The following is a 26330-nucleotide window of genomic DNA, read 5'->3' as shown; positions in this document are numbered from 1 at the left end:
GGCGCTTTCGACTCCTCTTTTTCGTTAAAGGCCGGCCGTCGCCCCTTCCCGAAGGAAACAGCTTCTGCCAACGGGCACGTCACTGATCACACCGGTTGTGCTGCTGGCTCGAGGATCCGTCTACCGCACGCGGATATTGCGTCGGAAACGGACTCAGTCAACGTTTCACCGGCGCCCAGTTATCTTCCACGATTCTACCGTGTTATAGAAGCGAAACCCGCATTCCGGGGGGCTAAACGGCGAGGAAAGTGCCGCTGGGAGGCCACAGACTACACCTGCAAGGCTCCAGGACCACCGGATGCGGGTTCCTATACGACTCCCGTGCGTCTGAGCGCCCTACACGCCGTTTGCCGATTTTTCAAGAGTTTTGCAAGGAGTGCTTCAGATCTGCTGCCGCGGGCGCCACGGAACTGACCAGAGACACGCAGAATTACCCGTACGTGTCCCGCGGTCCACGGCCGTTGACCGTCCGGCCGCCCTTGCGCCAGCTCGGCGCCGCGGGTCCGAGAACCTGGATCTTGGTGACGACGCCGTCGCCGAGTTCGGTGCGGAACTTCTCCAGCAGGCTCAAGCTGAGCAGGCGCAGCTGGGTTGCCCAGGCGGTGGAATCACAGCGGACGTGGAGGGTCGTGTCGGTGAAACTCTCCGGGGTGCAGTGGGCGGAAATCTCCGGTCCCACGAGTGTGGCCCACTCGGCCATCACCGAGCCGACGGCGACCGGGGAACTCCAGCCGCGCTCCGCGACGAGACGACCCACCACTTTGCCGAGTCCCATCGGGTCCCGGCCCGTGCCATGGAACTGGCCGAAACCACGGGTGCTGCCGGAACTGCGGCCGGTCTTCTGCGGGGTGTTCCCCGGCCGGGGCGGGGCTTTGCGTCGGATTTCGCCGCGGGACGCGGCCGCCTCGCGCATCCTGTTCAGGGCCGACTGGGCAGCGTCGATGTCGTCGGGGTCGCGGCCGGGCTGCAGGCCGCCGTCGGTATCCTTATTCATCGATCTTCCCGCTCATCGATTCCTCCCGGGACGACCTTCACCCGCCGCCCCGCCAATTCCGCCGGGATATCGTCCTCGACGGCGGCAGTCACGAGCACCTGCTCGGCGCCGGATACTATTGCGGCCAGTTTACGCCGCCGCTGGACGTCAAGCTCGGCAAAAACGTCGTCCAGGATCAGGATCGGGGCGGATCCGCCGGTCCGGGCGTCGTCGAGCATCACGTAGTACGAGGCCAGCCGCAGGGACAGGCACATGGACCAGGTTTCACCATGCGAGGCATACCCCTTCGCGGGAGCCTCGCCCAGGACCAGTTCGAGCTCGTCACGGTGCGGGCCCACGAGGGAGATCCCGCGTTCGAGTTCCTTGCGCCGGGACGAGGCGAAGGCCTGGACGTAGCGTTCGGTGAGCCGGTCGACGGAGAGCAGCCGGAGGTCCTCGGCGGCTCCGGCAGGGTCCGTGCCCGGGGCAGGGTCGGTGCCGGATCCGGGTGCTGAACCGCGGCCCACAGCGGCGGCCGGCACCGCGCCGTCTTCGTCCACGGTGCCCTGCAGCGTGGAACGGTATACGGCACCCGCTTCCTTGGACCCGTCAGTGAGTTGGGCGTAGGCGCTCCTGAGGTGGGGACGGAGCCGTTCGACCAGTTCCAGCCGCGCATGCAGCAGCTCGGCACCGGCCCGGGCCATGTGCTGGTCCCAGACATCCAGGGTGGCCTCATGCCCCGTGCTGAATTTTCCGGCGCGGGCGGACTTCAGCAGCGCGTTGCGCTGCTTCAACACCCGGTCATAGTCGCTGCGGGTGGCCGCGTGCCGCGGAATAAGGCTGACCAGGAGCTCATCGAGGAAACGGCGCCGGCTGGACGGGTCACCCTTGACCAGGGCCAGGTCCTCCGGAGCGAACAGGACAGTCTGGCAGATGCCCAGGATGTCACGGGCCCGGACCGGATTGCTGCGGTTGATCCGGGCACGGTTGGCGCGGGAGCCGTTGATTTCCAGTTCGAGCACGGTGGACTGCTCGCCGCGGACCAGTTTGGCGCGGATCATGGCACGTTCGGTGCCGAACCGCAGCAGCGGACCATCGGAACTGACCCGATGTGAACTGAGGGTGGCCAGGTAGCCGACGGCTTCCATCAGGTTGGTTTTGCCGATGCCGTTTGAGCCGACCAGGACCGTAACGCCGGGTTCCAGGCTGAGCTCCACCTGGGCGTAACTGCGGAAATCTGTGAGCGAAAGTTGTTCTAGGTACACGCCGGGTTCAGGATTTCAGGGCAGGACTACTTGGCCGGACGGGTCGCATGACCGCCGAACTGGTGGCGCAGCGCGGAAACCATCTTCATTGCCGGGGAGTTGTCCTCGCGGGAGGAGAAGCGGGCAAAAAGTGCTGCCGTGATGGCCGGGGCCGGCACGGCGTTGGCAATGGCCTCTTCCACGGTCCAGCGGCCTTCGCCGGAATCCTCAACGTAGTCGTCGATCGATTCCAGGCCGGGGTCCTCGTCGAGGGCCTTGACCATAAGGTCCAGCAGCCAGGACCGGACAACGGTTCCCTTCTGCCAGGCGCGGAACGTGCCGGGGAGGTCGGTGACGATGTCCTTGGCGGCCAGGAGTTCGTACCCTTCGGCATAGGCCTGCATGAGACCGTATTCGATGCCGTTGTGGACCATTTTGGCGTAGTGGCCGGCGCCGATCCCGCCGACATGGACGAAGCTGTCGGCGCGGTCGCCGTCGGGACGGAGTGCGTCGAAGACGGGCATCGCCCGTTCGATGTCCGCAGCGTCCCCGCCGGCCATCAGTCCGTAGCCGTTCTGCAGGCCCCAGACGCCGCCGGAAACACCGCAGTCGGCGAAACGGATGTCCTTTTCCGCCAGTGCTGCCCCGTGTTTCTGGTCCTCGGTGAAGCGGGAGTTGCCGCCGTCGATCACCAGGTCGCCGGCGTCGAGCTTGCTGCCGAGTTCGGTGATAACGGCATCGGTGATCTCGCCGGAGGGGACCATCACCCAGATCAGCCGCGGCGCCGGCACGGCGGCGATCAGCTCGTCCACGCTCGCGACGTCGGCGATCTCCGGGTTGCGGTCAAAACCGGTGACCTCGATGCCACCCTTGCGCAGCCGTTCGCGCATGTTGAAACCCATTTTTCCAAGGCCGATCAGTCCGATGTGCACTTAGATGATCTCTTTTCTGCGCTGGGGTGTTTTGGGTGGTGGCGCCAACCCAACTGACTGGCAGTTGCGGCCGTTTTGAGTCGTCAAAACGGCCGCAAATGTCAGCTAGTTGGGCAGCCGGACCGGCATGACCAAGTAGCGGTAATCGCCTTGGTCCTCGCCGTCGGCTTCTTTCTGGGCCGTGATCATGGCCGGCTTGGGCGCACTGGTGAAGGAGAAACGCACAAACTTGGTCTCAATGACGCTCAGGCCCTCGATCAGGTAGTGCGGGTTGAAGGCCACGGTGATGTCGTCACCGGTGAGCTGGGCTTCGAGCTCTTCCGAGGCCTGCGCATCTTCGCCGGTTCCGGCGTCGAGGTGCAGCTGGCCCTGGGTGAAAGCGAGGCGGACCGGGGTGTTGCGTTCGGCCACGAGCGAGACACGCCGCACGGCCTCGACCAGTTCCGAGGTCTGCACGGTCGCGTGGATCGGGGTCGACTCCGGGAAGAGTGAGCGGATCTTGGGGTAGTCCCCGTCAACCAGAAGCGACGTTGTGGTGCGGCCGCCGCTTTCGAAGCCGATGAGCCTGCTGTCGTCTTCGGCGAGGGCGAGGTTGATGTCGCCGCTGCCGCCGAGGGTCTTCGCCACTTCATTGAGCGTCTTGGCCTTGACCAGGGCGCTGGTGGAAATGCCCGGGGTGACGGGCTTCCACGGAACTTCACGCATGGCGAGCCGGTAGCGGTCGGTGGCCAGCAGCGTGATGAGGTCGTCCTCGATCTCCATCCGCACGCCGGTGAGGATCGGCAGGGTGTCGTCCTTGCTCGCCGCGATGATCACCTGGGAGACAGCCTGGGCGAACGAGTCGCCCGGGACGGTGCCGCTGATCGGGGGCAGTGCTGGCAGCGGCGGGTATTCGGCCTCCGGCATGGTGGCCAGATGGAAGCTGCTTCGTCGGCAGCTCAGCGTGACTTTGTTGCCCTCGGTTTCGATGTCGACCGGTGCGGACGGCAGGCTGCGGCAGATGTCGGCCAGCAGGCGGCCCGAGACGAGGATTGTGCCTTCGGTGGTGATGTCAGCGGCGATTTCCAGTCTGGCTGAAGTCTCGTAGTCAAAGCTCGAGAGGCTGACGGTACCGGCTTCAGCCTTGAGGAGCAGGCCGGAAAGCACGGGTACTGGCGGCCGCGGAGACAACGACCGGGCGGCCCAGGTCACGGCTTCTGCCAGGACGTCCCGCTCGACTCTGAACTTCACGGAAGGGTGCCGCCTTTCATTGCTGCTGTCATCGCTGGTAGCCGGGCCACGGGCCGGGCAGGAATCACAAAATATGTCCAGGACGGACACACTGCAGACAGCTTAGCCGCAAGAAGTGTGATTCTCCCATCCCCGGGTTACATCCGTGTGGTTCGGCCTGGCCGGTCCGGTGCCGGTTTCCGGCCGGGGGCCGGGACGGGCCTGGGCCGTGTGCGGGGTGCGGATCGAAGTTGTTATTTGAGGGAATTTCATTTTCTAGGGATTAGTAGTGTTAATAACTGCTGTGGATACTGTGGATAACCCCGTTTGGCGGTGCGATTCCGCGGTTAAGCCCTGTTCATGGGCTGTGGGCGGAGCAGGTTTTAAACAGGGTGTGGATGGGGATAACATTTTTGGCCGTTCCGCTGATCCACAGGCGCCTTAAGGGTTTTAAGCCCATTAACCGCGGTTGTCCCCTTAACTATCCACAGCCTTGTCCACAGGCGCCTGTTAATAAGGTAGGAGCGCGCGGTCTGACTGCTCAGGAATTGCGCTGCTGCTGCTTGATCCGGTTGGTCAGCTCGGTCACCTGGTTGTAGATGACCCGGCGCTCGGCCATCAGTTCACGGATCTTGCGGTCCGCGTGGATGACCGTGGTGTGGTCGCGGCCGCCGAGCTCCTGCCCGATCTTGGGAAGGGACATGTCCGTGAGTTCCCGGCACAGGTACATCGCAATCTGCCGGGCGGTCACCAGGGTCCGGGTCCGGGACTTGCTGCAGAGTTCTTCCATGCTGAGCTTGAAGTAGTCGGCGGTCTGGGTGAGGATCTGCGCGGAGGTGATCTCCTGGGCACCGTCATCGGTGATGAGGTCCTTGAGCACCATCTCGGCCAGGGCGACGTCGACCGGTTGGCGGTTGAGGCTGGCGAAGGCCGTGACGCGGATCAGCGCCCCCTCAAGTTCGCGGATGTTGCTGGAGATCTTCGAGGCGATGTATTCCAGGGCATCGTCCGGGGCGGACAGGCCCTCGCTGAGGGCCTTCTTCCGGAGGATCGCGATCCGGGTCTCGAGTTCCGGCGGCTGGATGTCGGTCAGCAGGCCCCACTCGAACCGTGACTTCATCCGGTCCTCGAAGCCGGCGAGCAGCTTGGGCGGCTGGTCGGAGGTGATGACCACCTGCTTGTTGTTGTTGTGCAGCGCGTTGAAGGTGTGGAAGAACTCCTCCAGCGTCCGGTCCTTGCCGGCCAGGAACTGGATGTCATCGATCAGCAGGACGTCCACGTTGCGGTATGTCGTCTTGAAGCTGGTGCCTTCATCGTCACGGATGGAGTTGATGAAGTCGTTGGTGAATTCTTCGGAGTTCACGTAGCGGACCCGGATCCCGCTGTAGAGCCGGCGGGCGTAGTGGCCGATCGCGTGGAGCAGGTGCGTCTTGCCGAGTCCGGAGTCACCGTAGATGAAGAGCGGGTTGTAGGCCTTGGCCGGCGCTTCGGCCACAGCGACAGCTGCGGCGTGGGCGAAGCGGTTGGAGGAACCGATCACGAAAGTGTCGAAGACATACTTCGGGTTGAGGCGGCCAAATTCGTGGGAGGTGCTGGGCAGCATCGGCTGCGGCTTCAGTTCCACTGAGGGATCGGCCACGAGGGACAGTTCGACGGCGGGTTCCGGCTCAGTGTGGAGCGGCACCAGATCGGTGTCGACGTCGATTGCGCAGCGGATTTCGTCCGAGAACACGCTCCGGAGGGCGTCGTCGAGGGCTTCCTTCACCTGCGTCTGCAGCACTTCGCGGGTGAGCTCATTGGGCACGGCCACCAGCAGGGTGGACCCGATCAGGCCCTGGGCCTGGGCGAGGATGACGAAGCCACGCTGCCGGGGTGAAACACGGTGATCGTTCTCCAGCAGGCTCACGACCCGCCGCCAGGAACTTCCGACAGTGTTGGCTTGGTTGGCTTCGTCTACTGTCATCAATCAGTTCCTCAAACTTGCTGGCCTTCATTACCTGCAGCCACGCGGGTCAATCCAGTGCGCTGGACCCCGGATAATCCACAGAGTTATGCACAGTCCGTGGATAATGGGCTACTGAGCCACTGTAGGGGATCAAAACGCCAGAAGATAGCTGGGTTCTGTCCTGTGGATAATCACATCGTTGTAGTTCGAAATTGGGGCGCGTGACGCACTTCATCCACAGGCTGGAGCGGCACTTAGCCACAACTGTGGAAAGTCCGCGGCGCGACCCCCGGTTTGACTCGGGAGGGCGGCAAGCCCTAACGTTGTGAAGTCCCATGTGTACGCTTTTCGCCTTATTTGAATCTCTCCCGACGCCCAGCGTCTTGCGAGTCGAGGGAAGCGGCACATACAAAACTTAGCGTCGACCAGTTCTTCCCCTTGATCGGGTGGGCGCACCTTTGATCCCACTGGAGTAACTAACGTGAGCAAGCGGACTTTTCAGCCGAATAACCGCCGTCGAGCCAAGAAGCACGGCTTCCGCCTTCGTATGCGTACCCGTGCCGGCCGTGCCATCCTGGCAGCCCGTCGTGGCAAGGGTCGCACCGAGCTGTCGGCCTAAATAACTGACTCGTCGGTCCACATCCCTGTGCGAGTGTAAAGGTGCTGGCCACCCGCAACCGTCTGAGGACATCAACCGATTTTTCAACAACTGTACGTTCCGGTGTCCGCAATGGACGCCGGAACGTAGTGTTATATACGGCAGCTCTCGCTGCCGATGAACCAAGCCGGATCGGATTCATCGTTTCCAAGAGTGTCGGGAACGCTGTTGTCAGGAACCTCGTTAAGAGGAGACTGAGAGAAGTCGGCGCCTTGTCGTTGCAGAAGTACGGCAGCGGGTTCGCGATCGTGGTCCGGGCCCTGCCCGCCGCGGCCGGTGCCGGCTTCGACCAGTTGCGATCAGACTATGACGCCGCCTTGGAAAGCAACATGAAACGGCTGGGCAGCCGCCTTCCGAAGGCTGCTTCTTCAGTTTCTTACGAGACAACACAGGAAGGGACCCCGCGTGCGTAACTTAACTGCCGCCGTCGTCCCTCCTGCAAAATCCGCAGCACTATGGCTGGGCCGGGCAGTCTGGAACTTGCCCCGCAATATCCTCATCCTGTTGCTCCTGGCGTACCGCAAGGTGATCTCACCGCTGTACGGCCAGGTTTGCCGCTTCTTCCCCAGCTGCTCGGCCTATGCCCTTGAGGCAATCACGGTCCACGGCGCGGTCAAGGGAAGCTGGCTGGCGGCCAGGCGCCTGGTGCGCTGCCATCCCTGGAATGCCGGCGGTGTGGACCATGTCCCCGCCGGTAACTGCGAGTGGCCCGCAGACCGAACCCCCACAATTGTTGTGCTGAACAATCCGGACAAGTACCTGGCTGCTCAGACTGATGGAGAAGGCCGCTCTGCGGCCTAACGAATAGGGATATCGTATGGATTTCTTTGAAACAATCATGTTTCCGTTCAAGTGGCTTGTGTCCGCCATCATGGTGGTCTTCCACGATGGCCTGAGCACCCTCGGCATGCCCGCCGCCAACGGCTGGACGTGGACGTTGTCCATCATCGGGCTGGTGCTGGTCATCCGCGCCGCCCTGATTCCCGTGTTCGTCAAGCAGATCAAGGCGCAGCGCGGCATGCAGCTCCTGCAGCCGGATCTGAAGAAGCTGCAGGACAAGTACAAGGGCAAGACCGACCAGCTGTCCCGCCAGGCCATGGCCCAGGAACAGATGGCCATGTACAAGAAGCACGGCACCAACCCGTTCTCGGCCTGCCTGCCCATGCTGATCCAGATGCCGTTCTTCTTTGCCCTCTTCACCGTGCTGTCCGGTATTACGACGGCGGCCGACAGCGGCAAGGGCATCGGCGCCATGAGTCACGAGCAGGTGGTGCAGTTCGATGAGTCGAGCATCTTCGGGGCCCCGCTGTCCGCAACCTTGCTGCATGGCACCCCTCCGGGCGGCAACGTGGTTGCCGTGTGGATCCTCTCGATTGTGATGATCCTGGCCATGACGGCTTCGCAGTTCATCACGCAGAAGCAGATCATGGCCAAGAATATGTCCGAAGAGGCCATGGCCAGCCCGTTTATGCGCCAGCAGAAGATGATGCTCTACATCCTGCCGATCGTCTTCGGTGTGGGCGGCATCAACTTCCCCATCGGCGTCCTGATCTACTGGACCACCACCAACCTCTGGACCATGGCGCAGCAGTTCTTCGTGATCCGCCGCATGCCGACGCCGGGATCCCCTGCCGCCAAGGCCCTGGCCGAACGCCGCGCCGCCAAGGGCCTGCCGGCCCTGCCCCTGACAGGTGCCAAGAAAGCCGAGGCCGAGGCTGCCGAGGCTGCCGCAGCCGCAGCCCTGGTCGCCAAGAGCCAGCGCGTCCAGCCGCAACGTAAAAACAGGAAGAGGAAGTAATGTCTGCCGAGAGCACCGAACACGCTATTTCCGCTGAAGCCATCGAGGAGCAGGACGACGCCCTGAGCGCAGTCCAGGACCCCGAGCAGGACGTTGACTCAGGCGCCGAGGATTCGGAGAGCTCCGAGGACAAGGGGACCTCCGCCAGCCGTCTGGAAGAAGAAGGTGACGTCGCAGCGGACTACCTCGAGGAACTGCTGGACATCGCCGACATCGACGGCGACATCGACATTGAAGTACGCAACGGCCGAACCTATATTTCGATCGTCGCTGAGGAAGAATCCGCCGGCCTGGAGAGCCTGGTAGGCAAGGACGGCGAAGTCCTCGAAGCCCTGCAGGAACTGACCCGGCTTGCTGTGCTGTCCGCAACGGAGAACCGTTCCCGGCTGGTGCTGGATATTAATGGCTACCGCTCGGAGCGTTCCGGCGAGCTGCAGAAGATTGCTGAAGACGCCGTGGCTTCCGTGAAGGAGTCCGGCGAGACCGTGGCACTGGCGCCGATGAGCGCCTACGAGCGGAAGATTGTGCACGATGCCGTCGCTGACCTCGGGCTCATCAGCGAGTCCGAAGGCGAAGGCGCTGACCGCCACATCGTCGTTTCCGCAGACTGAAACCGCCGGATAGCTTGATGGTTGAAATTACTCCCGCCGAACTGCAGGCAGCCGAAAAGATCTTCGGCGACCGGCTGGACCTGGCCAAACGCTACGTGGAGCACCTGGCCACCTCCGGAACGGAACGTGGTCTGATTGGGCCCCGTGAAGTGCCCCGGCTGTGGAGCCGGCACGTGCTGAACTGTGCTGTCATCGAGAGCCAGATTGCCGAGGGAAGCCACGTGGCTGACGTCGGCAGCGGCGCCGGCCTCCCCGGACTGTGCCTGGCCATTGCCCGGCCGGACCTGGAACTGACCCTGATCGAACCCCTCGAGCGCCGTGTCATCTGGCTCCAGGAAGTCGTGGACGACCTCGGCCTCGAGAACGTCACGATCATGCGCACCCGGGCCGAGCTTGCGGTTGGTATGGTGAACGCCGATGTCGTCACGGCACGCGCCGTGTCCGCCCTCTCCAACCTCGCCGGCCTGACCATCCCGCTGCTGGGGGGCAAGGGCGAAGTTGTCGCGATCAAGGGACGCAGCGCCGGCGAGGAAATCGAAAAGGCCGCCAAGGTGATCCGGAAGCTTGGCGGTACGCAGACGTCCGTTGTGCTCGTGGGTGAGGACCTCCTCGAAGAACCCACAACCGTTGTCCGAATCGTTGTGAATAAGCCTCAAAAGATTGCCTAGCACCAGCCCGTTGCCCTCGGACTCCTTGGGTAAGAGGCTAGGCTAGTAAACGGCAGAAAGAGCCGAACGAGAGTGAGTGTGTCACAGTGACCAGTAGCGAAGCCTCCACACAGCGGATCCCCCCGTTTGTGTCCCTGGGGTCCGCACGGGCCTTTACTGCGCCCGCAGTCGCTCACGATTACTCCGGAAATCGCACGGCATCGGTTGTGAAGACCACCGGCATGGCCAGCGTTTCACGTGAAACATCCGTTGTCTCCTCCGGGAATGTCCTGGATTCCATCGATGACTCGAGCCCCATCGCCCGCGAGCTCGCCCATGAGAACAAACGCCGGGAACGCCTCCTGGGCCGCGAACTTCCGAAGCCGGAGAAGACCCGGATCTTCACCGTCTCGAACCAGAAGGGCGGAGTGGGCAAAACAACCACCACGGTGAACATCGCCGCCGCCCTGGCTGCTGCAGGCTTGAACGTGCTGGTCATCGACATCGATCCGCAGGGCAACGCGTCGACCGCACTCGGTATTGAACACCACGCCGACATCGACAGCATCTACGACGTGCTTATCAACGACATCCCGTTGCAGGATGTCGTGGCACCGTGCCCGGACATCGACAATCTGATCTGCGCCCCGGCCACCATCCACCTCGCCGGCGCTGAAATTGAACTGGTCAGCCTCGTGGCCCGCGAGCAGCGCCTCCGCCGTGCTATTGACGTGTACGCCAAGGAGCGGGCGAAAAACGGTGAGGAGCGGTTGGACTATATCTTCATCGACTGCCCGCCGAGCCTGGGGCTGCTGACCGTCAACGCCTTCTGTGCGGCCAACGAGGTGCTCATTCCGATCCAGTGCGAGTACTACGCGCTCGAGGGACTGAGCCAGCTGCTGAAGAACATCGAAATGATCCAGAAGCACTTGAATGCGGACCTGATCGTTTCCACCATCCTCTTGACCATGTACGACGGGCGCACAAACCTTGCTGCCCAGGTGGCAGCAGAGGTAAGGGAACATTTCCCCGAGCAGGTCCTCGGCGCCGTGGTCCCCCGATCGGTAAGAATTTCTGAAGCTCCCAGCTACCAGCAAACCGTGATGACATACGATCCCTCATCCAGCGGTGCCCTGTCCTATCTGGAAGCCGCAGCCGAAATCGCGGAACGTTAGAATCTTTTCAAGAATTGCACTAGCTAGAGTCCGGTGATGCCAGGCTCTTCCAATGGAGGGATTTATCCATGAGCGATAAGCGACGCGGCCTCGGCCGTGGGCTTGGGGCACTCATTCCAAGTTCCGCTGCGGCTTCCGGCAACGGTTCAGCGCCGTCCCGTCCCGTGGATCTTTTCTTTCCTGAGGCCCGAAAGCGGACTCCGGCCGCCGAGGTAGCGGCCACGGACGAGAACACGACCGTTCCCGAGAAGCAAGAAACTGCAAAGCCGCAGTCGCCCGCCTCCTCGCCGGCTGCGACTGGCCTTTCCGACGCGCCGGATTCAAAGACTGCTTCCGGGACCAAGATGGCACCGGCCCGGAAGACTTCCGCGGCCAAGGGTGAAACTCCGGCTGCAGCAGCCAAGCCTGCCGCCCAGACGCCGGCTGTCGAAGAGCCGGTTCCCTCGGCTGACGATCAGGGCGTCGAACTTGTGGAGGTGCCTGGTGTCCGCTTCGCGGAAATCCTGGTCACTGACATCCACCCCAACCGCAAGCAGCCCCGCTCAGTCTTCGATGAGGACGACATGGCGGAGCTGGTTCACTCGGTTCGTGAAATCGGCGTCCTCCAGCCAATTGTTGTCCGCACTTCAACTGAAGAAGGTGGAGAACCCTACGAGCTCGTCATGGGTGAGCGCCGCTGGCGGGCAGTACAGGCGGCAGGCCTTCAAACCATCCCCGCCATCGTCCGGGACACGACCGATGACGACCTCCTCCGCGATGCCCTGCTGGAAAACCTGCACCGGAGCCAGCTGAACCCGCTTGAAGAGGCTGCCGCGTATCAGCAGCTGCTCGAGGACTTCGGCACCACCCACGAACAACTTGCCGACCGCATCGGGCGTTCACGCCCTCAGGTGTCCAATACGCTCCGGCTGCTCAAGCTTCCGCCGCTGGTGCAACGTCGCGTAGCCGCCAGCGTCATCTCTGCCGGGCATGCCCGCGCACTTCTGGCGCTCCCGGACGCTGCCGCCATGGAACGCCTGGCACAGAAGATTGTCGCTGAAGGCATGTCCGTCCGCGCAACCGAAGAGGCCGTGACGCTGTACCAGAATCCGTCGGCGGCACCGAAGAACAACATTCCGCGCCCCGGTGCGCGGCACGAGCGCCTCGATTACCTGGCCTCATCCCTCTCTGACCGGCTCGATACCAACGTCAAGATCTCCTTGGGTGCACGCAAGGGACGGGTCAGCATCGAGTTCGCAAGCGTTGAGGATCTCAATCGGATCATGGATGTCTTGACGCCTGGGGCTTCCAGCTAGCCCACCCTGCACCATCGAAGGGACCCGTTTCACGTGAAACGGGTCCCTTCCTGTTGGCTGACTCGTCCCGGGCTTTAGGCTTTGCGGCGTCAGCGGTGGGAAGGGCTTCGTTTCGCGTTGCTTCAGCACTTACTTGGGGCGCTGGAGATGGCCGCCATCCCAGAAAGCTCGGAGGTCTCCCAGCGCCAGAAGGTGATGTCTCTCGGGAGTGAGCCGGCATTGGCTGTTGAGGGAAGACTTAAGAAGCGGCACCCCCGGGATTTCGCATATGGAGTGCGACCTTTTGTGGAAGTCATCTTCTGCAAGGCGTGTGCGGTGCGGCGACTGAGTATTTGAAGGTTTGGAAGCCACCCAATATTGCCTTTTCGGGGCCATTGATATTGCTGGCGGGGGCCAGCGGCCGGGGTTGTGGGGGCCGCCGGCTCCCACCGACGTTCTCCTACTGCTTCATGGTGTCGTACCGGCGCTCCAGCAGCTCCAGCAGCATGCTGCGCATGCCCTCGTCGGGGTGGTTGAGAAGCCATTCGTCGATCACGAGCAGGGTGAAGGCCGCGTACCCTTTCAGGAATTTGGTTTGTCCCTGTGGCTTGTCCTTCGCGATATCGTCCCAAACCACACCGGCCGCGTCGGCAGCCTCCAGCACCGCCGTGACGTTCTTCCGGGACATTCCTGCGATGCCACGATTGCCCGGCCGGACAGGCCCTAGGCTCGCAACCGCAACTCGAGCTTCGCTCTGATCTTCCGTACGATTGATGATTGCTCCTTCCGCCGTGCGCCCTATACACACGACGGAAGGAGCCTGAACTGGGTGCCCCCCAGACACGCCACTACCGGCACCCAAGACCGTTACTGCGCGCTCAGCCCACCGGCCCCCAAACACACGACAGATGGACCCCAAAAGCAAATTTTCAGTGACCGCGGTGCCGACATTGAAGGCGCGGGTGGTGCCTGTTTCAGAGTAGCCGGTAAAAGCCTGACCGGAATGGCTGAACCTCGGGCAGTCAAAGCAGCCAATGCGAGTACTGCCGGCAAGCCAGACGCCCCAGCAGTGCCATCTATGCCGGCAGAACTGGCGGCGCCCTGCGGTTGGGCCGCGACGTGGTCGCAGCGGGATAAGACGACTTGAAGCCACCCTGGTCCGCTTAGGTATTCTTCGCGACCGCTGCAAGCACTATCGAGTTTTCCCGGGAGGGTCCCCATCCCCCAGGTGCGTGTTGCATGAGCCCTGAAGCATCTCAGTCGCGCTCGTTGCGGCATTCGTTTTGGTGGACTCATCGAAACGCACGTCCGCAGGTTTCACGTGAAACAAAGTGATGTTCTGGTGGCTTGTGATTTTGCCAGGAGTCGACCGTCGCGGGGCCCTGCGCGGTGAGTGCGGGCCGAACAGTTAACTGGCTGGCCCGCTAGCCTTCGGTGTCTCGTGTACCAGCGTTGACACTCACTCAACTAAGTCCGGGACCATTAGTCTAACGAGATGGGGCGTCTCCGGTGGAAGTTGCGGGTGAGTCAGGTTTCACGTGAAACATCCAGAGTCCTGAACCAGTGATCCGTACGTTGTTGTAGCAGACGAAGGCAGCTCCGATGAGGACGACCCATTAGCGCTAGGAGGGCGGAGCCGGCCAATGACCATCCTACGGCGCCCCGCGGCGCCAGTGGGCCCAATGCGCGGTCCGCGTACGCCCTAAGTCCAGGGAACTGTTTCCTTAGGCCAAGCATGCCCGGATCGCACCTGCTGAAGTTGGCTCAGGGAAACAGCTGGCACATTCGTCAGTACGGAATGCCATGCCTGGACCGCAGCCATTCCCGTAGACAGCGCTGTAAGCGACGCGGCTTCATCAGAAGATGTTTTAGATGGCCGCCCGAGCGAGTCCGCCCAACCCCGGCCTGCGAGAGCTGGAGCGGCCATCAATGAAGCGTTGGCGCCAACCCGGTACCTGGCGTGGGGTGATATCAACGCGGGCTTAGACGCGGGCGTTGAGCCTCCCGGGCTCTCTGCCCCCGGCCCGTTGCCGTGACCCGTGATTTTGACCAGTCCCCGGTGCCTGGGATGTGGGGGCACCCCCGTGGTCCCCTCGACTCCGTCACGGCAAACCTAGGTAGTGCACAGTGCACGGAGCACTTCGGAATCTGAGTCACCGGCGTCACCCTCAAAGCAAGCATCACGGCTTTGGGAGCTACGAGCTTGGATGGGATACTGGCAGGTCCCATTACACGTTCCCACACCCAGGGGTTCTTAGTGAAGGCTGGGCGCTGCGCCGGCGTCGTCGGATCCGGGATTCCGGCGGCTCTGGATGCCTGCGTTGTAGAGGAGCTGGATCAGGGCCAGCTGTAGATTAGGGGAAGCTTCGGCTCTTCCTCGGATATCTGACGGCGGGCTCCCCCGCGGAGAACAGTTGGAACCATCCGGAACACTTCCCAACGATCATCGGAGAGTTCCATCAGCCTTCCAGCCAAGGAGCGTCCGTTGGGATGAATGAAGTACCCCGCAAGTGATCGTCACCAACTGCGGCAATGGCGTCGAGGGGTGTTCGCGTGCTTGCATCCCAATCGCTCGGTCTGTCACGTGGATGGCGCTATTGAGGACGGGGACGGCAATCCGGATGGTCCCCTTGGCGTGAAAGAGGCGTCTTCGACGGACCGGCGAGGAGTGGATAGGGCAGTGGATAGAGCGGTGGATATTACTGTGGATAACTTTGTGGATTACGCTGCTGGCCAGCCCCAGCTGGTTCCATGACGCCGCGCACATGGGGACCGCGCGAAAGCTGCAGCCTTCCGACTGCGGAGGGAGGCGGCCCCTGTTTCACGTGAAACAATTGCGGGTCAGGAATCGTGATCCCATTCACGGCCGCCCGGGCTGACCAAATCCCCCGTTGCTGGTTAATTTTTCGCGGAAATATGCGTGTTTTTGGGCAGCCGCTGTGGGCCGTCAGAATCTCGTGGGTTACCGACCGCTCGCCGTACGAAAGAGTTGTGCCAATGTTCTGGTTTGGGAGGAACGCTTGGCCTCACATGGCGGCTCAAGGCATATCCGCGAAGCTGTGATTAATCCCTCGCCGCCTGTGGATAACTGTGTGCATAACATCTGTGGAGAAACCTGTGGGTACAGCCTCCTAGGGCTTCCGTCGAGACGGCAGCGACGGACAATGGATCTCTCATCGATGCAAAAGCGCGGATTGATTCGACGGTACCAGAGGGCCTCGCATAGCCTGGTTCGGCTGTGATCAAAGTGTTTCCCGCACTGGATTGCATCCTTCTGGCAAGGTGACTGTTGACGCCATAGAGGGTTCCTATTGGCTGTCGAGGGACGCCAGACCGTTGCGGGGCTACCCCGTTGGCCGTCTCATGAGTCCGTTCACGCCACGACCGAAGACACACAAGCCGGTGTCTCCCCCTATCGTTTAGCTGCGTCGGAGAAGGAGCCGGTGCAGGCTTTGATCCCCACCCGGCGAGTCGTCGCGCCTGAGCCCTCACTCTTTGTGGAACGGAATCGGGAGACGGCTGGTATCGACCATACCCCACCCCGCATACGAAGGTCCCGGGGAACTCTAGCCGCGGGTACGTCTGACCTAGGACATTGTTCGGCGGACCGGATGGACAGTGGCCGCTGCATTTCGACGACGCCCAGAGTATGTGGGGCACCTCTCCCTAAGCGGGACGCCCCGCGCTCTGGCGCCAGGGAAATTGGGCGCTTGCGAGGTCACCCGAATTTCCCCTTGAGCCGATGACTGTGTATTCCATCTGGCCTGCGGATCCCCCGGCCAATACCTGCCGGCATGGATTGGAGGCGGTCGCGGGTAACGGTCTGCGGCATCTGTGGATCGGCCGTGACCTGTCTCGTATCCACGGCCGGGTCTTTGATCCCCGTAGTCTCGGACAGCGTGGTGGCCACACCGGTCACTGAGCCTGTTCCACAGCCGAGGATCGGCATCGAATCCGGGAGGCCGGGGCATTCAGAGTCGTGACGCCATGAGGGGATGCGCAACGGTGGGCACACGATGTGAATTCAAGGGTTTCCCCGAGGCCCTGTGACGCGGTGGCTGCACCGGAGATTCGTGCATGCCACTGGGATGCTATCGCCCTATGCGGCCGCGTCTACGCTCAGCTCGGGCACGAAGACCGCGCCTGTATCCGCAACGCCGGTATCGAATCGGCCGTCGCGGCGGAATCTGCAAGGGTGGTGTTTCACGTGAAACACGATCCCAACACGTGTGGTCACTGCTGCTCCACTTGCTAGTGCTCCCGCCACAGCTGTGAAAGGTGGCGCATGTTCGTGAAATGACCCTGCGCAGCCCACGTCCCGTTTTCGGGATGACACTCCGACGCGGAGTCGGGACGGTGGTGGGAAACTTCGACTGTAGATGGCCAGGGCGCATTTCAAGGCAGGCAACTGCTATGTCCTGGAAGTACATCCATACAAACTCGTAGGTGAGAGTGTAATATCGAATCGCAAAACTGCGTCCGTGTTCTTAGGTATGTCATCCACCGCCCTGAGTTCGGCCGAAGCGTTTCACGTGAAACATGGACGACTCTGACTAAGTTGTAGTCAGTTATCAGCATGTTTCACGTGAAACATGTCATCCCAGTAGCGACAGGCATAGATTTGCGGCCGCAAATATCCGGCAAGCGCTTAGAAAGGACGGATCTGGGTCGCCCGCGTTTTCAATATTTGGCGTTCAAAGCAAAATTTGTCGCATGCCAAGGGCGGAGCGAAGCCTGGGCCAGGGCGGCGTGAAGCCGTGTCCGTGCTGTTCGTGGAACATGGGGCAAATGTTTCACGTGAAACGCTGCTGTCACAACCGACCCTTGGTCCTCCGAGCAGCGCCGTGCTTTGGTGGGCAACCAGTACGCGAGCAGTTCCGGCTGCGACAGCGACGGACAGCGCCGTCCCATAGTCTGAATCGCCCTCGACAACGTCCTCGACAACGCCCGTGAGAACGAATGTGCCCCAGGCGATCTCCATCATTCGGGAGCAGGTACCGGAAAAGACATTGATTGTTGACGGGTGGTATCTCAACAGCAGTGAAGGACGTCGACCGGATAGGCGCATAGAACAGGCGGTCTGCGATTTTCGGAGACTCGCCGACCGCGAGTTGCCTCTCTTGACGCTGTGCTGGGGCTGGTTTGTCGAAAGGAGCGAGAACCACATCCCACTAGAGCGGTGCGGTTTGGACAATACGATTGAAGAGGTGTCCAGGCATTGCGATGAAGTAGGTTGCGGTTGAAGTCGCTGTTCACATCACCTTCACTGCCACGGATGCCGATGTTTCACGTGAAACGTCGATCCCGCGTCCCCGTGCTTCGAATTCGGAGGGAGGCCAACTTCTGCGGTGCAGACCAAACCCGAGCGCAGCTTGTTTCACGTGAAACCAGGTCGGCCGGCTGTAGCCACCACCCCCCGTCCACCCAAATAGCTGAAGTGCCCACTCCCGCACGCGCCGAAGTTGCCGGTATTCAGTACTCGCGCCGACCAGCCAACTTCGTAGCTTCTAGCAACATCTAAGGGTTGTTTATCGAGAATAGAGTCCCCAATAGGAGTTCCCGAGTGCCTCTCTCCCCTCCCAGCGCGGTCCGCTGACAGTAACCCTGCACAAAAATGGCCCCACTTCCTGTAACGGAAGTGGGGCCACTCTGGCGCCTGGTCTGCGCTGAACACAGACTGCGCTGGAACTAGGACAAAACGTCCGCAAATTCCTTCTCGAAGAACTGCTTGGGCCGGGCTCCGATCACGGTACCCTTCACTTCACCGTCCTGGAACAGGTAGACGGCGGGAATGGACGTGATGCCGTACTGGGCCGCGATCGCGGGGTTGTCATCAACGTTTAGCTTGACGACGTCCACTTTCTCGCTGTACTCAACGGAGATCTCGTCGAGGATCGGTCCGAGCTTCCGGCACGGTCCGCACCATTCTGCCCAAAAATCTACGATGACAGGCTTGGAAGAAGCCAGTACATCGGTGCTGAAACTAGCGTCTGTGACGTCTTTTGCGTTGCTCATAGCCCTGTCTTTCTTCGGTTGGTTGCTGCGCGCCGGTTAGGCGTGGAAGTCTGCGAGATAGTGCTCGACGTCGAGGGCGGCCACACAGCCGGACCCCGAAGCCGTGATCGCCTGGCGGTAAGTCGGGTCGATGACGTCCCCGGCTGCAAAGACTCCCTCGATGCTGGTCTTGGAGGTGCGGCCCTCCACGGCAATGGTTCCCTCGGGAGACAGATCCAGCTTGCCCTTGACGAGATCGGTGCGGGGATCGTTGCCGATAGCCACAAAGACGCCCGTAACGGCGAGGTCAGTCTCGGCGCCGTCCACGAGGTTCTTCAACCGAAGGCCGGTGACCTTTTCCTGGCCGAGGACATCCTCGACGCCGGTGTTCCAGACAAAGTTGATTTTGTCGTGTGCCAGGGCCCGATCGGCCATAATTTTGGAAGCACGCAGGGTATCGCGGCGGTGGACAACGGTGACGGACTTCGCGAACTTGGTGAGGAACAGTGCCTCTTCCATGGCGGAGTCCCCGCCGCCGATCACGGCAATGTCCTGGTCCTTGAAGAAGAAACCGTCGCAGGTTGCACACCAGCTGACACCGTGCCCGGAGAGGCGCTTCTCATTCGGCAGTCCGAGCTCTCGGTAGGCCGACCCTGTCGACAGAATAATTGCCCGGGCCCGGAAGGTCTCCCCTGAGCCAATGGTCACGGTCTTGATGTGGCCGTCGAGATCCAGTTCGGTAACATCCTCAAACTGGATTTCGGTGCCGAACCGGGCAGCCTGCTTTTCGAAGTTTTCCATCAGGTCCGGGCCCATGATTCCATCAGGGAAACCCGGGTAGTTCTCGACGTCAGTCGTGTTCATCAGCTCGCCGCCGGCGGTTACTGATCCTGCCAGGAGCAGCGGCTTCAGGTTGGCCCGCGCTGTGTACACCGCGGCCGTGTAGCCCGCGGGGCCGGAGCCGACGATGATGACATCACGTACTTCGGACGCGGTGTTTTCTGCGTTGCTCACTGGACGGTGAACCTCTTCCTTTGTCGATGCGCCCGCCTGGATGGCCGGCCACATGGCACAACTGCCACTTGATGCTGAATATTCCGGGCGGACTCGGCGTCATGGGCCGACACCATCACTCAGGATACCGTCTTGGCGTCGAGGACCGGCGGGACTGTGCCTGGTTGCCGACCCGCTACTGGACTTTGATCTCGGCCAGACGAAGGCCAAACCCATAGCGGGTCTTCGGCGCCGTCAGCTTGGGCAGGGTCTTGATCGAGACGATGACGTACTGCGCTGTAGTGGGCTCCTGCAGGCGCATGGTCAGATCCGGGGAGGTAAAGCTGTTGCTGCCGACTTGCTTGGCGCCATCGAGGGACGGATTGTCATTGGTGAAAACGCTGATGCTGCCGCCGGATGCGCCCAGTTGACTCAACGTTACCGAGGAGACTTCAGCGGGGCTCTCGAGCTCGACGACTAGCGGGACTTCGGAGGTCAGGCCACCCCAGTTGTCCGTGGCGAATTCCATGTCCGACCAATAGCTGGCGGCATTGCCGTCGAAGGTCTTGACCAGGTCCCCGTCATAGGTTCCGGCGAAATCGAAGTCGCCTAGCCGGGTGACGTCCGCAATGGCAGGCGGTCCGGCGGCCGGTGCGGCGCTGGCGGTACCCGACGGCTTTGCCGACGGCGAGCCGGGTGCGCTGGTGGACGTGTTGCTGCCTGCAATGGGCTCGGGAGTGGTCTTGAAAAGACTCCCGAGGTTCGTAACAGCAAGAACCAGTCCGACCACGAGGGCCGCGGCCAGCAGACCTCCGACCAGCCAGCGCGTGGAGAATGGTCCGCGCTGAGGTTCCTCGTCCCTGCCGGAGTACTCGTCATCTGCGGCGGAATCGCTGTTCCGGGCCGGGCCAGGGAAAAATCCGGGCGGACGGTCCGCGGTGGCACTGCCGGCCGCGGCGGCGAACGCCGGTGCCTGATCCTGCCGGGGTGTCCGCCCGCTGTCGGGGGCGGGGTTCTCGTAGTCGTTGTCAGACCACAGTGAAACTTTGGGCTTTTCGGTAGCTTCCGGCGGCGCGGGGACACGGGCAGCCGAGTTCTGGCTGCCGCCCTGGACCGGCTGGGGAGCCGTTACGTGAGGGGCGGCCTTCTGGGGCGCGGTGTCCGGGGATTTTGCTTTGGCAGGCGGCGCCGCTGCGGCGCCGCCCGCGAGCCCTGCGGCGACGGCCGCGCCGGCAGCCCCTGCAGCCCCGGCGGCAGCGGGCGACGGAGCAGGACGCGAAGGCTGGCGGCCCGGGGACACCGGAGGTGCCGTCGGCTGGGCCTTTTGTACCGGCACGGCTGGCTTCTGGCTCTGCCCGTAATTGATGTACCCGGCGTCGACCTCTTCGTCATCGTAGAGGCCGTCGTAGGTTTCGGGTTCGTGGGAGCGCGGCTGACCGAAGATTTCGCTGCCCAGCGTATCTGTGAAGAATGGCTCGACGTAGGGCGGGTGCGACGATACCACCAGGTCCAGCAGGTCAGCGGCCGAGGTGTGATTGGTGATGAGGTAAGTTGTGTCGTCGCTGACCCCAAGATCGAGAATCTGCACCGTGCCGGGACGCTCCCCCGTGGCAACTTCCCTGGCACTCTGCGCCACCTGTTCGGCATTGCCGGGGCCGGCCACAAGGATGCTCACGGCACGGTTAAGCACCTGGTCCACACCGTCCAGCACCAGATCCTGGTCATGTGAGGTCAGTACAGTGGCAGTGACCTTGTAACGGCCACCTAGTACTGATCCGACATCGATCGGGTGGGACACGGGCTCCTCCTAGACTGTCCGGGAACTGCCGGGCTGATCACTTCATCAGTGACCGCAGGCCGCCCGGTAAAGCCGGTGGACCCCTGGTCTGCAACTCCCCTTGTTAGTCTTCGATCCTAGCCGATGCGCCGGTCCCGGCCACGGAAGCACGGCGCCGCGGAGCCGGCCGGTTGCTATTTTTTCTTCCTGCCGCCAAACGGGAAATGCGGGTTATGCCCTGCGGGGCCCTGGTACGTCCTGCGTCCAGGCAGCGGGACGTCGCCGGCCAAGCCGCCCTCGGCGGTGCTGGGGAGGTCTTCGGAGGGCAGGTAGCCACCTTCCGGACCGTCGAGTCCGGAGCGTTCGTCCTGTTCGCGCAGGTCGGGCCCGGCACGAAAAGACGCGGCGTCGAATTCCCCGGATATCCTCGGAATGAGTCCGGTGTCGACCGAAACAGTGGCACGTTCCGGCCGCGTACGGGCTGCAGCGGTGCCGTCCGGAGCGTCCCCAGCGGGCTCCGCAGCCGACCGGCGGCGCATGCGGCCCAGCAGGGGCTGCAGCAGATCGCTCAGCTCGGTGACCCGGAACAGCTTCAGCAGGAGCAGATAGGCTGCCAGCATGACCGGCCCGACGACGACGATCGTCACCAGCGCGGCGGCAGGCGTGCTCCAGGCGAAGCCGTCCCGGCTGTAGCTGCCCAGCAGCCACAATGCCACGGCACCCGCCAGGGCGGAACCCAGCGCGGCGTAGCCCATCCGGATGTAGGAATTGGCGATCCGCGGCCCGTCCAGGTGTCCCAGAAGGCGGCGCAGGAAGATCGCGCTGACAATCACGGACAGAATATTGCCGCCGGTGTAGAGGGTGGCGATGGCGAAGATAATCTGATCGAACGGAAGGAACTGGATCGTGAAGGCGGCAATCACGTTCACGACGGCCAGAACCAGCTGGATGAAGAACGGGGTCCGGGCGTCCTCGTTGGCATAAAACACACGGGACATCATGAAATTGGCGCTCATGAACGGGGTGCTGAGGGCCAGTATGGTCAGCGTTTGGGCCAGCATGACGCCGTCCTGCGGAATGCCGCCGGAGAAGAACATGCCCAGCGGTCCTGCCAGTGCGAACAGGGCCAGGGCTCCGAACACCGTGGCCACGGCCATGGTGCGGAGTCCATGCGAGAGGGCGTTGCGGAGCGCGGCGTGGTCCCCGTCCTGCGAAGCCCGGGTCATCCGGTTGAACAGCACCGTGGCCAGCGACAGCGCAATGATCGAGTGCGGGAGCAGATAAAGCTGGCTCGCCACCTCCAGCACGGCGTTGCCGGGGAGTGTGTCCGCGGCCGGGTCGCCTGCCTGTTCCAGGCGGAGCCGTTCCGCACCCGGGATCGTGGCGATGCGCATGACATAGAGGAAGGCCAGCTGTCCGACGGCGGCGGTCGCCAGGGTCCAGACGCTCAGCTTGGCGGCCTGGCCCAGTCCGACGCCGCGCCAGCCGAAGCGGGGACGCAGACCGAGCCGGAGCCTGAAAACCGGGACCAGCAGGATGGCGGTCTGGGCAATCACCCCAATGGTAGAGAACCCGGCCACCAGGAACGTCTGGTTGGAATCCCAGGTGTCCAGGGTGTGGGGGTTGGCCGCGTTGGCGCCGAAGGTCCAGATGAACATGCCCAGGCCGGCGATCGCGACAATATTGTTCAGGATCGGCGCCCACATCGCGGGCCCGAACGCGCCGTGGGCGTTGAGTACCTGCGTCAGCAGGGCGTACAGCCCGTAAAAGAAGATCTGCGGGAGGCACCAGAACGCAAAGGACACCGCGAGGGCCTTCTGCTCCGGCGAGTAACCCTGCGTCGTCAGCTCAATGACCGACGGCGCCAGCAGCGTGACGGCCAGCGTGAGTGTCAGCAGCACCAGCACGGCGAGGGTCAGCAGCCGGCTGATGTAGTCGGCTCCCTGGTCCGGAGCCTTGCTGGCCTTGATGATCTGGGGCACGAGAACGGCATTGAAAACGCCTCCCGCCACCAGCAGGAAGATCAGGTTCGGCAGGTTGTTCGCATTGATGAACGTGTCGTTGACCGTGGAGCCCAGACCGAGGGCGGCCGCCAGCATCCAGGTCTTGGCGAAGCCAAGGAAACGCGAGACCAGCGTTCCCGCGGCCATGATGGCGCTGGAACGGACTTCTCCGGATTGGACAGCTTTGGAATCGGCGGGGCCGGAGTGCGCTGGGGTGGGTTTGGCTGATGACATCGTCTTCATCGTCTCACCCGGGCACGGGTTAAGGCGCTATCGGGTCCGATCAGGGGATCCGCGCGGCCTAGCGCTGTTCCGGCAGGACTTCCTTGGCGAGGTCGGCTATGCGGCGCTCGTTCGGGAAGGAAAGCTTCCGGGCGAGCTCATGGATGGGGATCCAGGCGACATCCACCGCTTCCTTGTCCGGATCATTCTCGATCGTCAGCTCCCCGCCCGTGGCCTGCAGCAGGTAGTGGTGGACGGTCTTGTGCACGCGATGCCCGCTGACCGTGAACCAGTAGTCGATGCTTCCCAGCGGCGCGAGGATCTTGCCTTCGATGCCGGTTTCCTCCGCGATCTCCCGTACGGCCGCTTCCTCGTTGCTTTCCTTGCCTTCAGGGTGTCCTTTGGGCAGGCACCATTCCAGCCGCCCTCCGCGATTGAGGCGGGCAATGATCGCAACCCGGAGTTCGGCGTCGGAGGTGTCCACCACAACGCCGCCGGCGGAGATTTCCTCCACAGTGGGAAGGGAGGCCTGCCCGGAGTGCTGGACCGGCGCGACATTGGCACCGATTGCCGACGGCAACGGTGCGTTTGTCCTCCTGCCGGGAGCGCTCGGTACGGGATGGGCCATGAAGTCCACTCTAACGACTCTTGTCCGCACTTGATGACCTAAACATGGCAGGAAAGTGGACGGCCGGGAAAGTGGACAGTCCGTTCCACCCCCGGGTTTGGTGCCACCGGACGGACTCGGGAAGCATTCGGTGTGGTGCTGGCCGGGATTTCTGACAAGCTTAAGAAACTATGGCGCACGCACATCACAAGACTGACTCGCACACTGTTGATTTCCAGGTAGACCCTGTGGTTCTGGAACTTGGGCAGCGGTTTGTCGACGCCGGCCACGAGCTCTCCCTGGTGGGCGGTCCCGTGCGCGATCTGTTCCTGGGCCGGGTGTCCCCGGACCTGGACTTCACCACGGACGCCACCCCGGACCAGACGGTCGCCCTGATCAGGAAATGGGCTGACAACTACTGGGAAATCGGGCGCGCCTTTGGCACCATCGGAATGCGCAAGGCCGGCTTCCAGATCGAGATCACCACGTACCGTGCCGAGGCGTACGATTCCGACTCACGCAAACCTGCGGTGGCGTTCGGTACCTCACTGACGGATGACCTGCTGCGCCGGGACTTCACGATCAACGCCATGGCACTGCGCCTGCCCGCGCTGGAGCTGGTGGACCCCTTCGGTGGCGTCCGCGACCTGCACGCTTCCATCCTGGCCACCCCGGGTGCCCCGGAATCCTCTTTCTCCGACGACCCGCTGCGCATGATGCGCGCCGCCCGATTCGCAGCCCAGCTGGGGATCACGGTGCGCGAGGATGTCCGCGCGGCGATGTCCCGGATGGCGGAACGGATCACCATGATCTCCGCTGAACGGGTCCGCGAGGAGATGGTCAAGCTCATTTGCGCGGCGCACCCCCGGGCCGGCGTGGACCTGCTCGTGGACACGGGACTGGCCGAGTTCGTGCTGCCGGAGGTCTCCGCCCTGCGGCTCGAATCCGATGAGCACCACCGGCACAAGGACGTCTACCAGCACTCGCTCCAGGTCCTGGAGCAGGCGGCCGCCCTCGAAACGGATGCCGATGGCACCGTGCCCGGGCCGGACTTTGTGCTGCGATTCGCAGCGCTGATGCACGACGTCGGGAAGCCGGCCACGCGCCGCTTTGAACCGGGCGGCGCGGTGAGCTTCCGGCACCACGACATGGTCGGGTCCAAACTGACAACAAAGCGGATGAAGGCCCTGCGCTTCGACAACGACACCATCAAGGCCGTGGCCAAGCTGGTGGAGCTGCACATGCGCTTCTACGGCTACGGAGATGCGGGCTGGAGCGATTCGGCCGTCCGCCGCTATGTCACCGACGCCGGGCCGCTGCTGGAACGGCTGCACCGGCTGACCCGCTCGGACGTCACCACACGCAACCAGCGCAAGGCCGAGCGGCTCGCCTTCGCCTACGACGATCTCGAGGCCCGGATCGCGGCCCTGCGGGAGCAGGAATCACTGGAGGCTGTCCGCCCGGACCTCGACGGCGGGCGGATCATGGAACTCCTGGGACTCAAACCCGGCCCGGTCGTCGGCCGCGCCTACAAATTCCTGCTGGAGGAACGGATGGAGCACGGCCCGCTGGAACCCGCCGTCGCCGAGGCCAAACTGCACGAATGGTGGGCTGCACAGCCCGAGTACGCCGTCGCACTCTCAACTGAGGAGTCCTAAGTGATTGCACCTTCCAACGGCCCCCGCCCGCAGCTGTGGATCCTGCGGCACGGCGAAACGGAGTGGTCCAAGAGCGGCCAGTACACCGGACTCACCGACCTCCCGCTGACCGTGGAGGGGGAACAGCAGTCCGTGGAGGCGCGCAAGGTGCTCGACGCCGTCGACTTCGACCTGGTGCTGACGTCCCCGTTGCGGCGGGCCCGCCGGACCGCGGAACTCGCCGGCTTTCCTGACGCCCAGCTGGAGCCGCTCGCGGTCGAGTGGGACTACGGCGACTACGAGGGCATCAGTTCGGACCTCATCCGTAAGGACAACCCGGAATACCTGATCTGGACCCACGGGGTGCCGAACGGCGAAGCCCTCGATGACGTCGCCGCGCGCGCGGACAAGATCGTGGCGCGGGTGCTGGAATCCGGCCTGGACAACGTCCTGATCGTGGCCCATGGCCACTTCTCCAGGATCCTCACCGCCAGGTGGCTGGGCCTCGATCCCCACGAGGGCCGGCACTTCATCCTGGGCACCGCGAAAGTCTGCACGCTCGGCTGGGACAAGAAGACCCCGGCAGTGGTCCGCTGGGGACTATAAACACGATTTAGAGAATAACTTCGAA

At 62.9% G+C, this 26330-nt stretch carries 21 protein-coding genes; 10 read left to right on the top strand and 11 right to left on the bottom strand.

Annotated elements, in window-relative coordinates; translation table 11 throughout:
- Positions 1 to 430: 430 nt before the first annotated feature.
- The 5 genes from ABIC21_RS13140 to dnaA all read right to left on the bottom strand — a co-directional run bounded on the left by ABIC21_RS13140 (position 431) and on the right by dnaA (position 6321).
- A complete protein-coding gene (locus tag ABIC21_RS13140) occupies positions 431 to 994 on the bottom strand; it encodes a DciA family protein (protein WP_354350838.1) in 564 nt (187 codons plus the stop codon).
- On the bottom strand, positions 991 to 2238 hold the full coding sequence (gene recF / locus ABIC21_RS13135; RefSeq protein WP_354350837.1) for a DNA replication/repair protein RecF: 1248 nt from the start codon (positions 2236 to 2238) through the stop codon (positions 991 to 993). Before recF ends, ABIC21_RS13140 begins: the two co-directional genes overlap by 4 nt.
- Positions 2239 to 2264: 26 nt before the next feature.
- Complete coding sequence (gene gnd, locus ABIC21_RS13130) at positions 2265 to 3149, bottom strand: phosphogluconate dehydrogenase (NAD(+)-dependent, decarboxylating) (RefSeq protein ID WP_354350836.1); 885 nt, start codon at positions 3147 to 3149, stop codon at positions 2265 to 2267.
- A 105-nt stretch (positions 3150 to 3254) separates the two neighbouring features.
- Positions 3255 to 4379, bottom strand: a complete 1125-nt coding sequence (gene dnaN, locus ABIC21_RS13125) for a DNA polymerase III subunit beta (protein WP_354350835.1) — start codon at positions 4377 to 4379, stop codon at positions 3255 to 3257.
- 520 nt (positions 4380 to 4899) lie between these two features.
- A complete protein-coding gene (dnaA, locus tag ABIC21_RS13120) occupies positions 4900 to 6321 on the bottom strand; it encodes a chromosomal replication initiator protein DnaA (RefSeq protein WP_354350834.1) in 1422 nt (473 codons plus the stop codon).
- A 463-nt stretch (positions 6322 to 6784) separates the two neighbouring features.
- On the opposite strand from dnaA, the gene rpmH reads away from it, so the two are divergent.
- From rpmH to ABIC21_RS13080, 8 genes are all read left to right on the top strand, one after another.
- On the top strand, positions 6785 to 6922 hold the full coding sequence (gene rpmH, locus ABIC21_RS13115) for a 50S ribosomal protein L34 (protein ID WP_003800212.1): 138 nt from the start codon (positions 6785 to 6787) through the stop codon (positions 6920 to 6922).
- A gap of 41 nt (positions 6923 to 6963) precedes the next feature.
- Complete coding sequence (gene rnpA, locus ABIC21_RS13110) at positions 6964 to 7374, top strand: ribonuclease P protein component (RefSeq protein ID WP_354350833.1); 411 nt, start codon at positions 6964 to 6966, stop codon at positions 7372 to 7374.
- Positions 7367 to 7762, top strand: coding sequence for a membrane protein insertion efficiency factor YidD (gene yidD / locus ABIC21_RS13105; protein WP_354350832.1), 396 nt, complete (start codon positions 7367 to 7369; stop codon positions 7760 to 7762). Before rnpA ends, yidD begins: the two co-directional genes overlap by 8 nt.
- A 16-nt stretch (positions 7763 to 7778) precedes the next feature.
- Positions 7779 to 8759, top strand: coding sequence for a membrane protein insertase YidC (gene yidC, locus ABIC21_RS13100; protein ID WP_354350831.1), 981 nt, complete (start codon positions 7779 to 7781; stop codon positions 8757 to 8759).
- The gene (locus tag ABIC21_RS13095) at positions 8759 to 9370 is read left to right on the top strand and encodes a Jag family protein (protein WP_354350830.1); all 612 of its coding nucleotides are present in this window, start codon (positions 8759 to 8761) and stop codon (positions 9368 to 9370) included. Before yidC ends, ABIC21_RS13095 begins: the two co-directional genes overlap by 1 nt.
- Positions 9371 to 9387: 17 nt before the next feature.
- On the top strand, positions 9388 to 10038 hold the full coding sequence (gene rsmG / locus ABIC21_RS13090) for a 16S rRNA (guanine(527)-N(7))-methyltransferase RsmG (RefSeq protein WP_354350829.1): 651 nt from the start codon (positions 9388 to 9390) through the stop codon (positions 10036 to 10038).
- A gap of 86 nt (positions 10039 to 10124) precedes the next feature.
- Positions 10125 to 11192, top strand: a complete 1068-nt coding sequence (locus ABIC21_RS13085) for a ParA family protein (protein WP_354350828.1) — start codon at positions 10125 to 10127, stop codon at positions 11190 to 11192.
- A gap of 68 nt (positions 11193 to 11260) precedes the next feature.
- Entirely contained in the window at positions 11261 to 12487 is a 1227-nt protein-coding gene (locus tag ABIC21_RS13080) for a ParB/RepB/Spo0J family partition protein (protein ID WP_354350827.1), read from the top strand.
- Between the two features lie 439 nt (positions 12488 to 12926).
- On the opposite strand, the gene ABIC21_RS13075 is transcribed toward ABIC21_RS13080, so the two are convergent.
- From ABIC21_RS13075 to ABIC21_RS13050, 6 genes are all read right to left on the bottom strand, one after another.
- Positions 12927 to 13154 carry a hypothetical protein gene (locus ABIC21_RS13075; RefSeq protein WP_354350826.1) on the bottom strand — a complete coding sequence of 76 codons (228 nt, stop codon included), beginning with the start codon at positions 13152 to 13154 and terminating at the stop codon, positions 12927 to 12929.
- Between the two features lie 5000 nt (positions 13155 to 18154).
- Entirely contained in the window at positions 18155 to 18481 is a 327-nt protein-coding gene (gene trxA, locus ABIC21_RS13070) for a thioredoxin (RefSeq protein WP_354350825.1), read from the bottom strand.
- Positions 18482 to 18517: 36 nt separating this feature from the next.
- On the bottom strand, positions 18518 to 19474 hold the full coding sequence (gene trxB, locus ABIC21_RS13065) for a thioredoxin-disulfide reductase (RefSeq protein WP_354350824.1): 957 nt from the start codon (positions 19472 to 19474) through the stop codon (positions 18518 to 18520).
- A gap of 175 nt (positions 19475 to 19649) precedes the next feature.
- Positions 19650 to 21251: an ABC transporter substrate-binding protein gene (locus ABIC21_RS13060; protein WP_354350823.1), complete on the bottom strand. Its 1602-nt coding sequence runs from the start codon at positions 21249 to 21251 to the stop codon at positions 19650 to 19652.
- 173 nt (positions 21252 to 21424) lie between these two features.
- A complete protein-coding gene (murJ, locus tag ABIC21_RS13055; protein ID WP_502935996.1) occupies positions 21425 to 23467 on the bottom strand; it encodes a murein biosynthesis integral membrane protein MurJ in 2043 nt (680 codons plus the stop codon).
- A gap of 67 nt (positions 23468 to 23534) precedes the next feature.
- Positions 23535 to 24083: an NUDIX hydrolase gene (locus ABIC21_RS13050; RefSeq protein ID WP_502935995.1), complete on the bottom strand. Its 549-nt coding sequence runs from the start codon at positions 24081 to 24083 to the stop codon at positions 23535 to 23537.
- A 170-nt stretch (positions 24084 to 24253) separates the two neighbouring features.
- On the opposite strand from ABIC21_RS13050, the gene ABIC21_RS13045 reads away from it, so the two are divergent.
- Together ABIC21_RS13045 and ABIC21_RS13040 are read left to right on the top strand one after the other, a co-directional pair.
- Positions 24254 to 25720, top strand: coding sequence for a CCA tRNA nucleotidyltransferase (locus ABIC21_RS13045; RefSeq protein ID WP_354350821.1), 1467 nt, complete (start codon positions 24254 to 24256; stop codon positions 25718 to 25720).
- A complete protein-coding gene (locus ABIC21_RS13040) occupies positions 25721 to 26305 on the top strand; it encodes a histidine phosphatase family protein (RefSeq protein ID WP_301226190.1) in 585 nt (194 codons plus the stop codon). It begins immediately after the preceding gene.
- Positions 26306 to 26330: the final 25 nt, after the last annotated feature.

Origin of the sequence: Pseudarthrobacter sp. PvP090 (assembly GCF_040547365.1) — a bacterium.
GTDB lineage: Bacteria > Actinomycetota > Actinomycetes > Actinomycetales > Micrococcaceae > Arthrobacter.
This window is presented reverse-complemented; position numbering and strand designations above follow the sequence as displayed.

What these genes read in the sequence shown, in the direction of transcription:
- murJ (WP_502935996.1), bottom strand. Translation starts at nt 23,467, where the DNA reads ATGTCATCAGCCAAACCCACCCCAGCGCACTCCGGCCCCGCCGATTCC.
- ABIC21_RS13050 (WP_502935995.1), bottom strand. Translation starts at nt 24,083, where the DNA reads ATGGCCCATCCCGTACCGAGCGCTCCCGGCAGGAGGACAAACGCACCG.
- ABIC21_RS13140 (WP_354350838.1), bottom strand. Translation starts at nt 994, where the DNA reads ATGAATAAGGATACCGACGGCGGCCTGCAGCCCGGCCGCGACCCCGAC.
- ABIC21_RS13095 (WP_354350830.1), top strand. Translation starts at nt 8,759, where the DNA reads ATGTCTGCCGAGAGCACCGAACACGCTATTTCCGCTGAAGCCATCGAG.
- ABIC21_RS13080 (WP_354350827.1), top strand. Translation starts at nt 11,261, where the DNA reads ATGAGCGATAAGCGACGCGGCCTCGGCCGTGGGCTTGGGGCACTCATT.
- ABIC21_RS13045 (WP_354350821.1), top strand. Translation starts at nt 24,254, where the DNA reads ATGGCGCACGCACATCACAAGACTGACTCGCACACTGTTGATTTCCAG.
- ABIC21_RS13075 (WP_354350826.1), bottom strand. Translation starts at nt 13,154, where the DNA reads ATGTCCCGGAAGAACGTCACGGCGGTGCTGGAGGCTGCCGACGCGGCC.
- trxA (WP_354350825.1), bottom strand. Translation starts at nt 18,481, where the DNA reads ATGAGCAACGCAAAAGACGTCACAGACGCTAGTTTCAGCACCGATGTA.
- rsmG (WP_354350829.1), top strand. Translation starts at nt 9,388, where the DNA reads ATGGTTGAAATTACTCCCGCCGAACTGCAGGCAGCCGAAAAGATCTTC.
- dnaA (WP_354350834.1), bottom strand. Translation starts at nt 6,321, where the DNA reads ATGACAGTAGACGAAGCCAACCAAGCCAACACTGTCGGAAGTTCCTGG.
- yidC (WP_354350831.1), top strand. Translation starts at nt 7,779, where the DNA reads ATGGATTTCTTTGAAACAATCATGTTTCCGTTCAAGTGGCTTGTGTCC.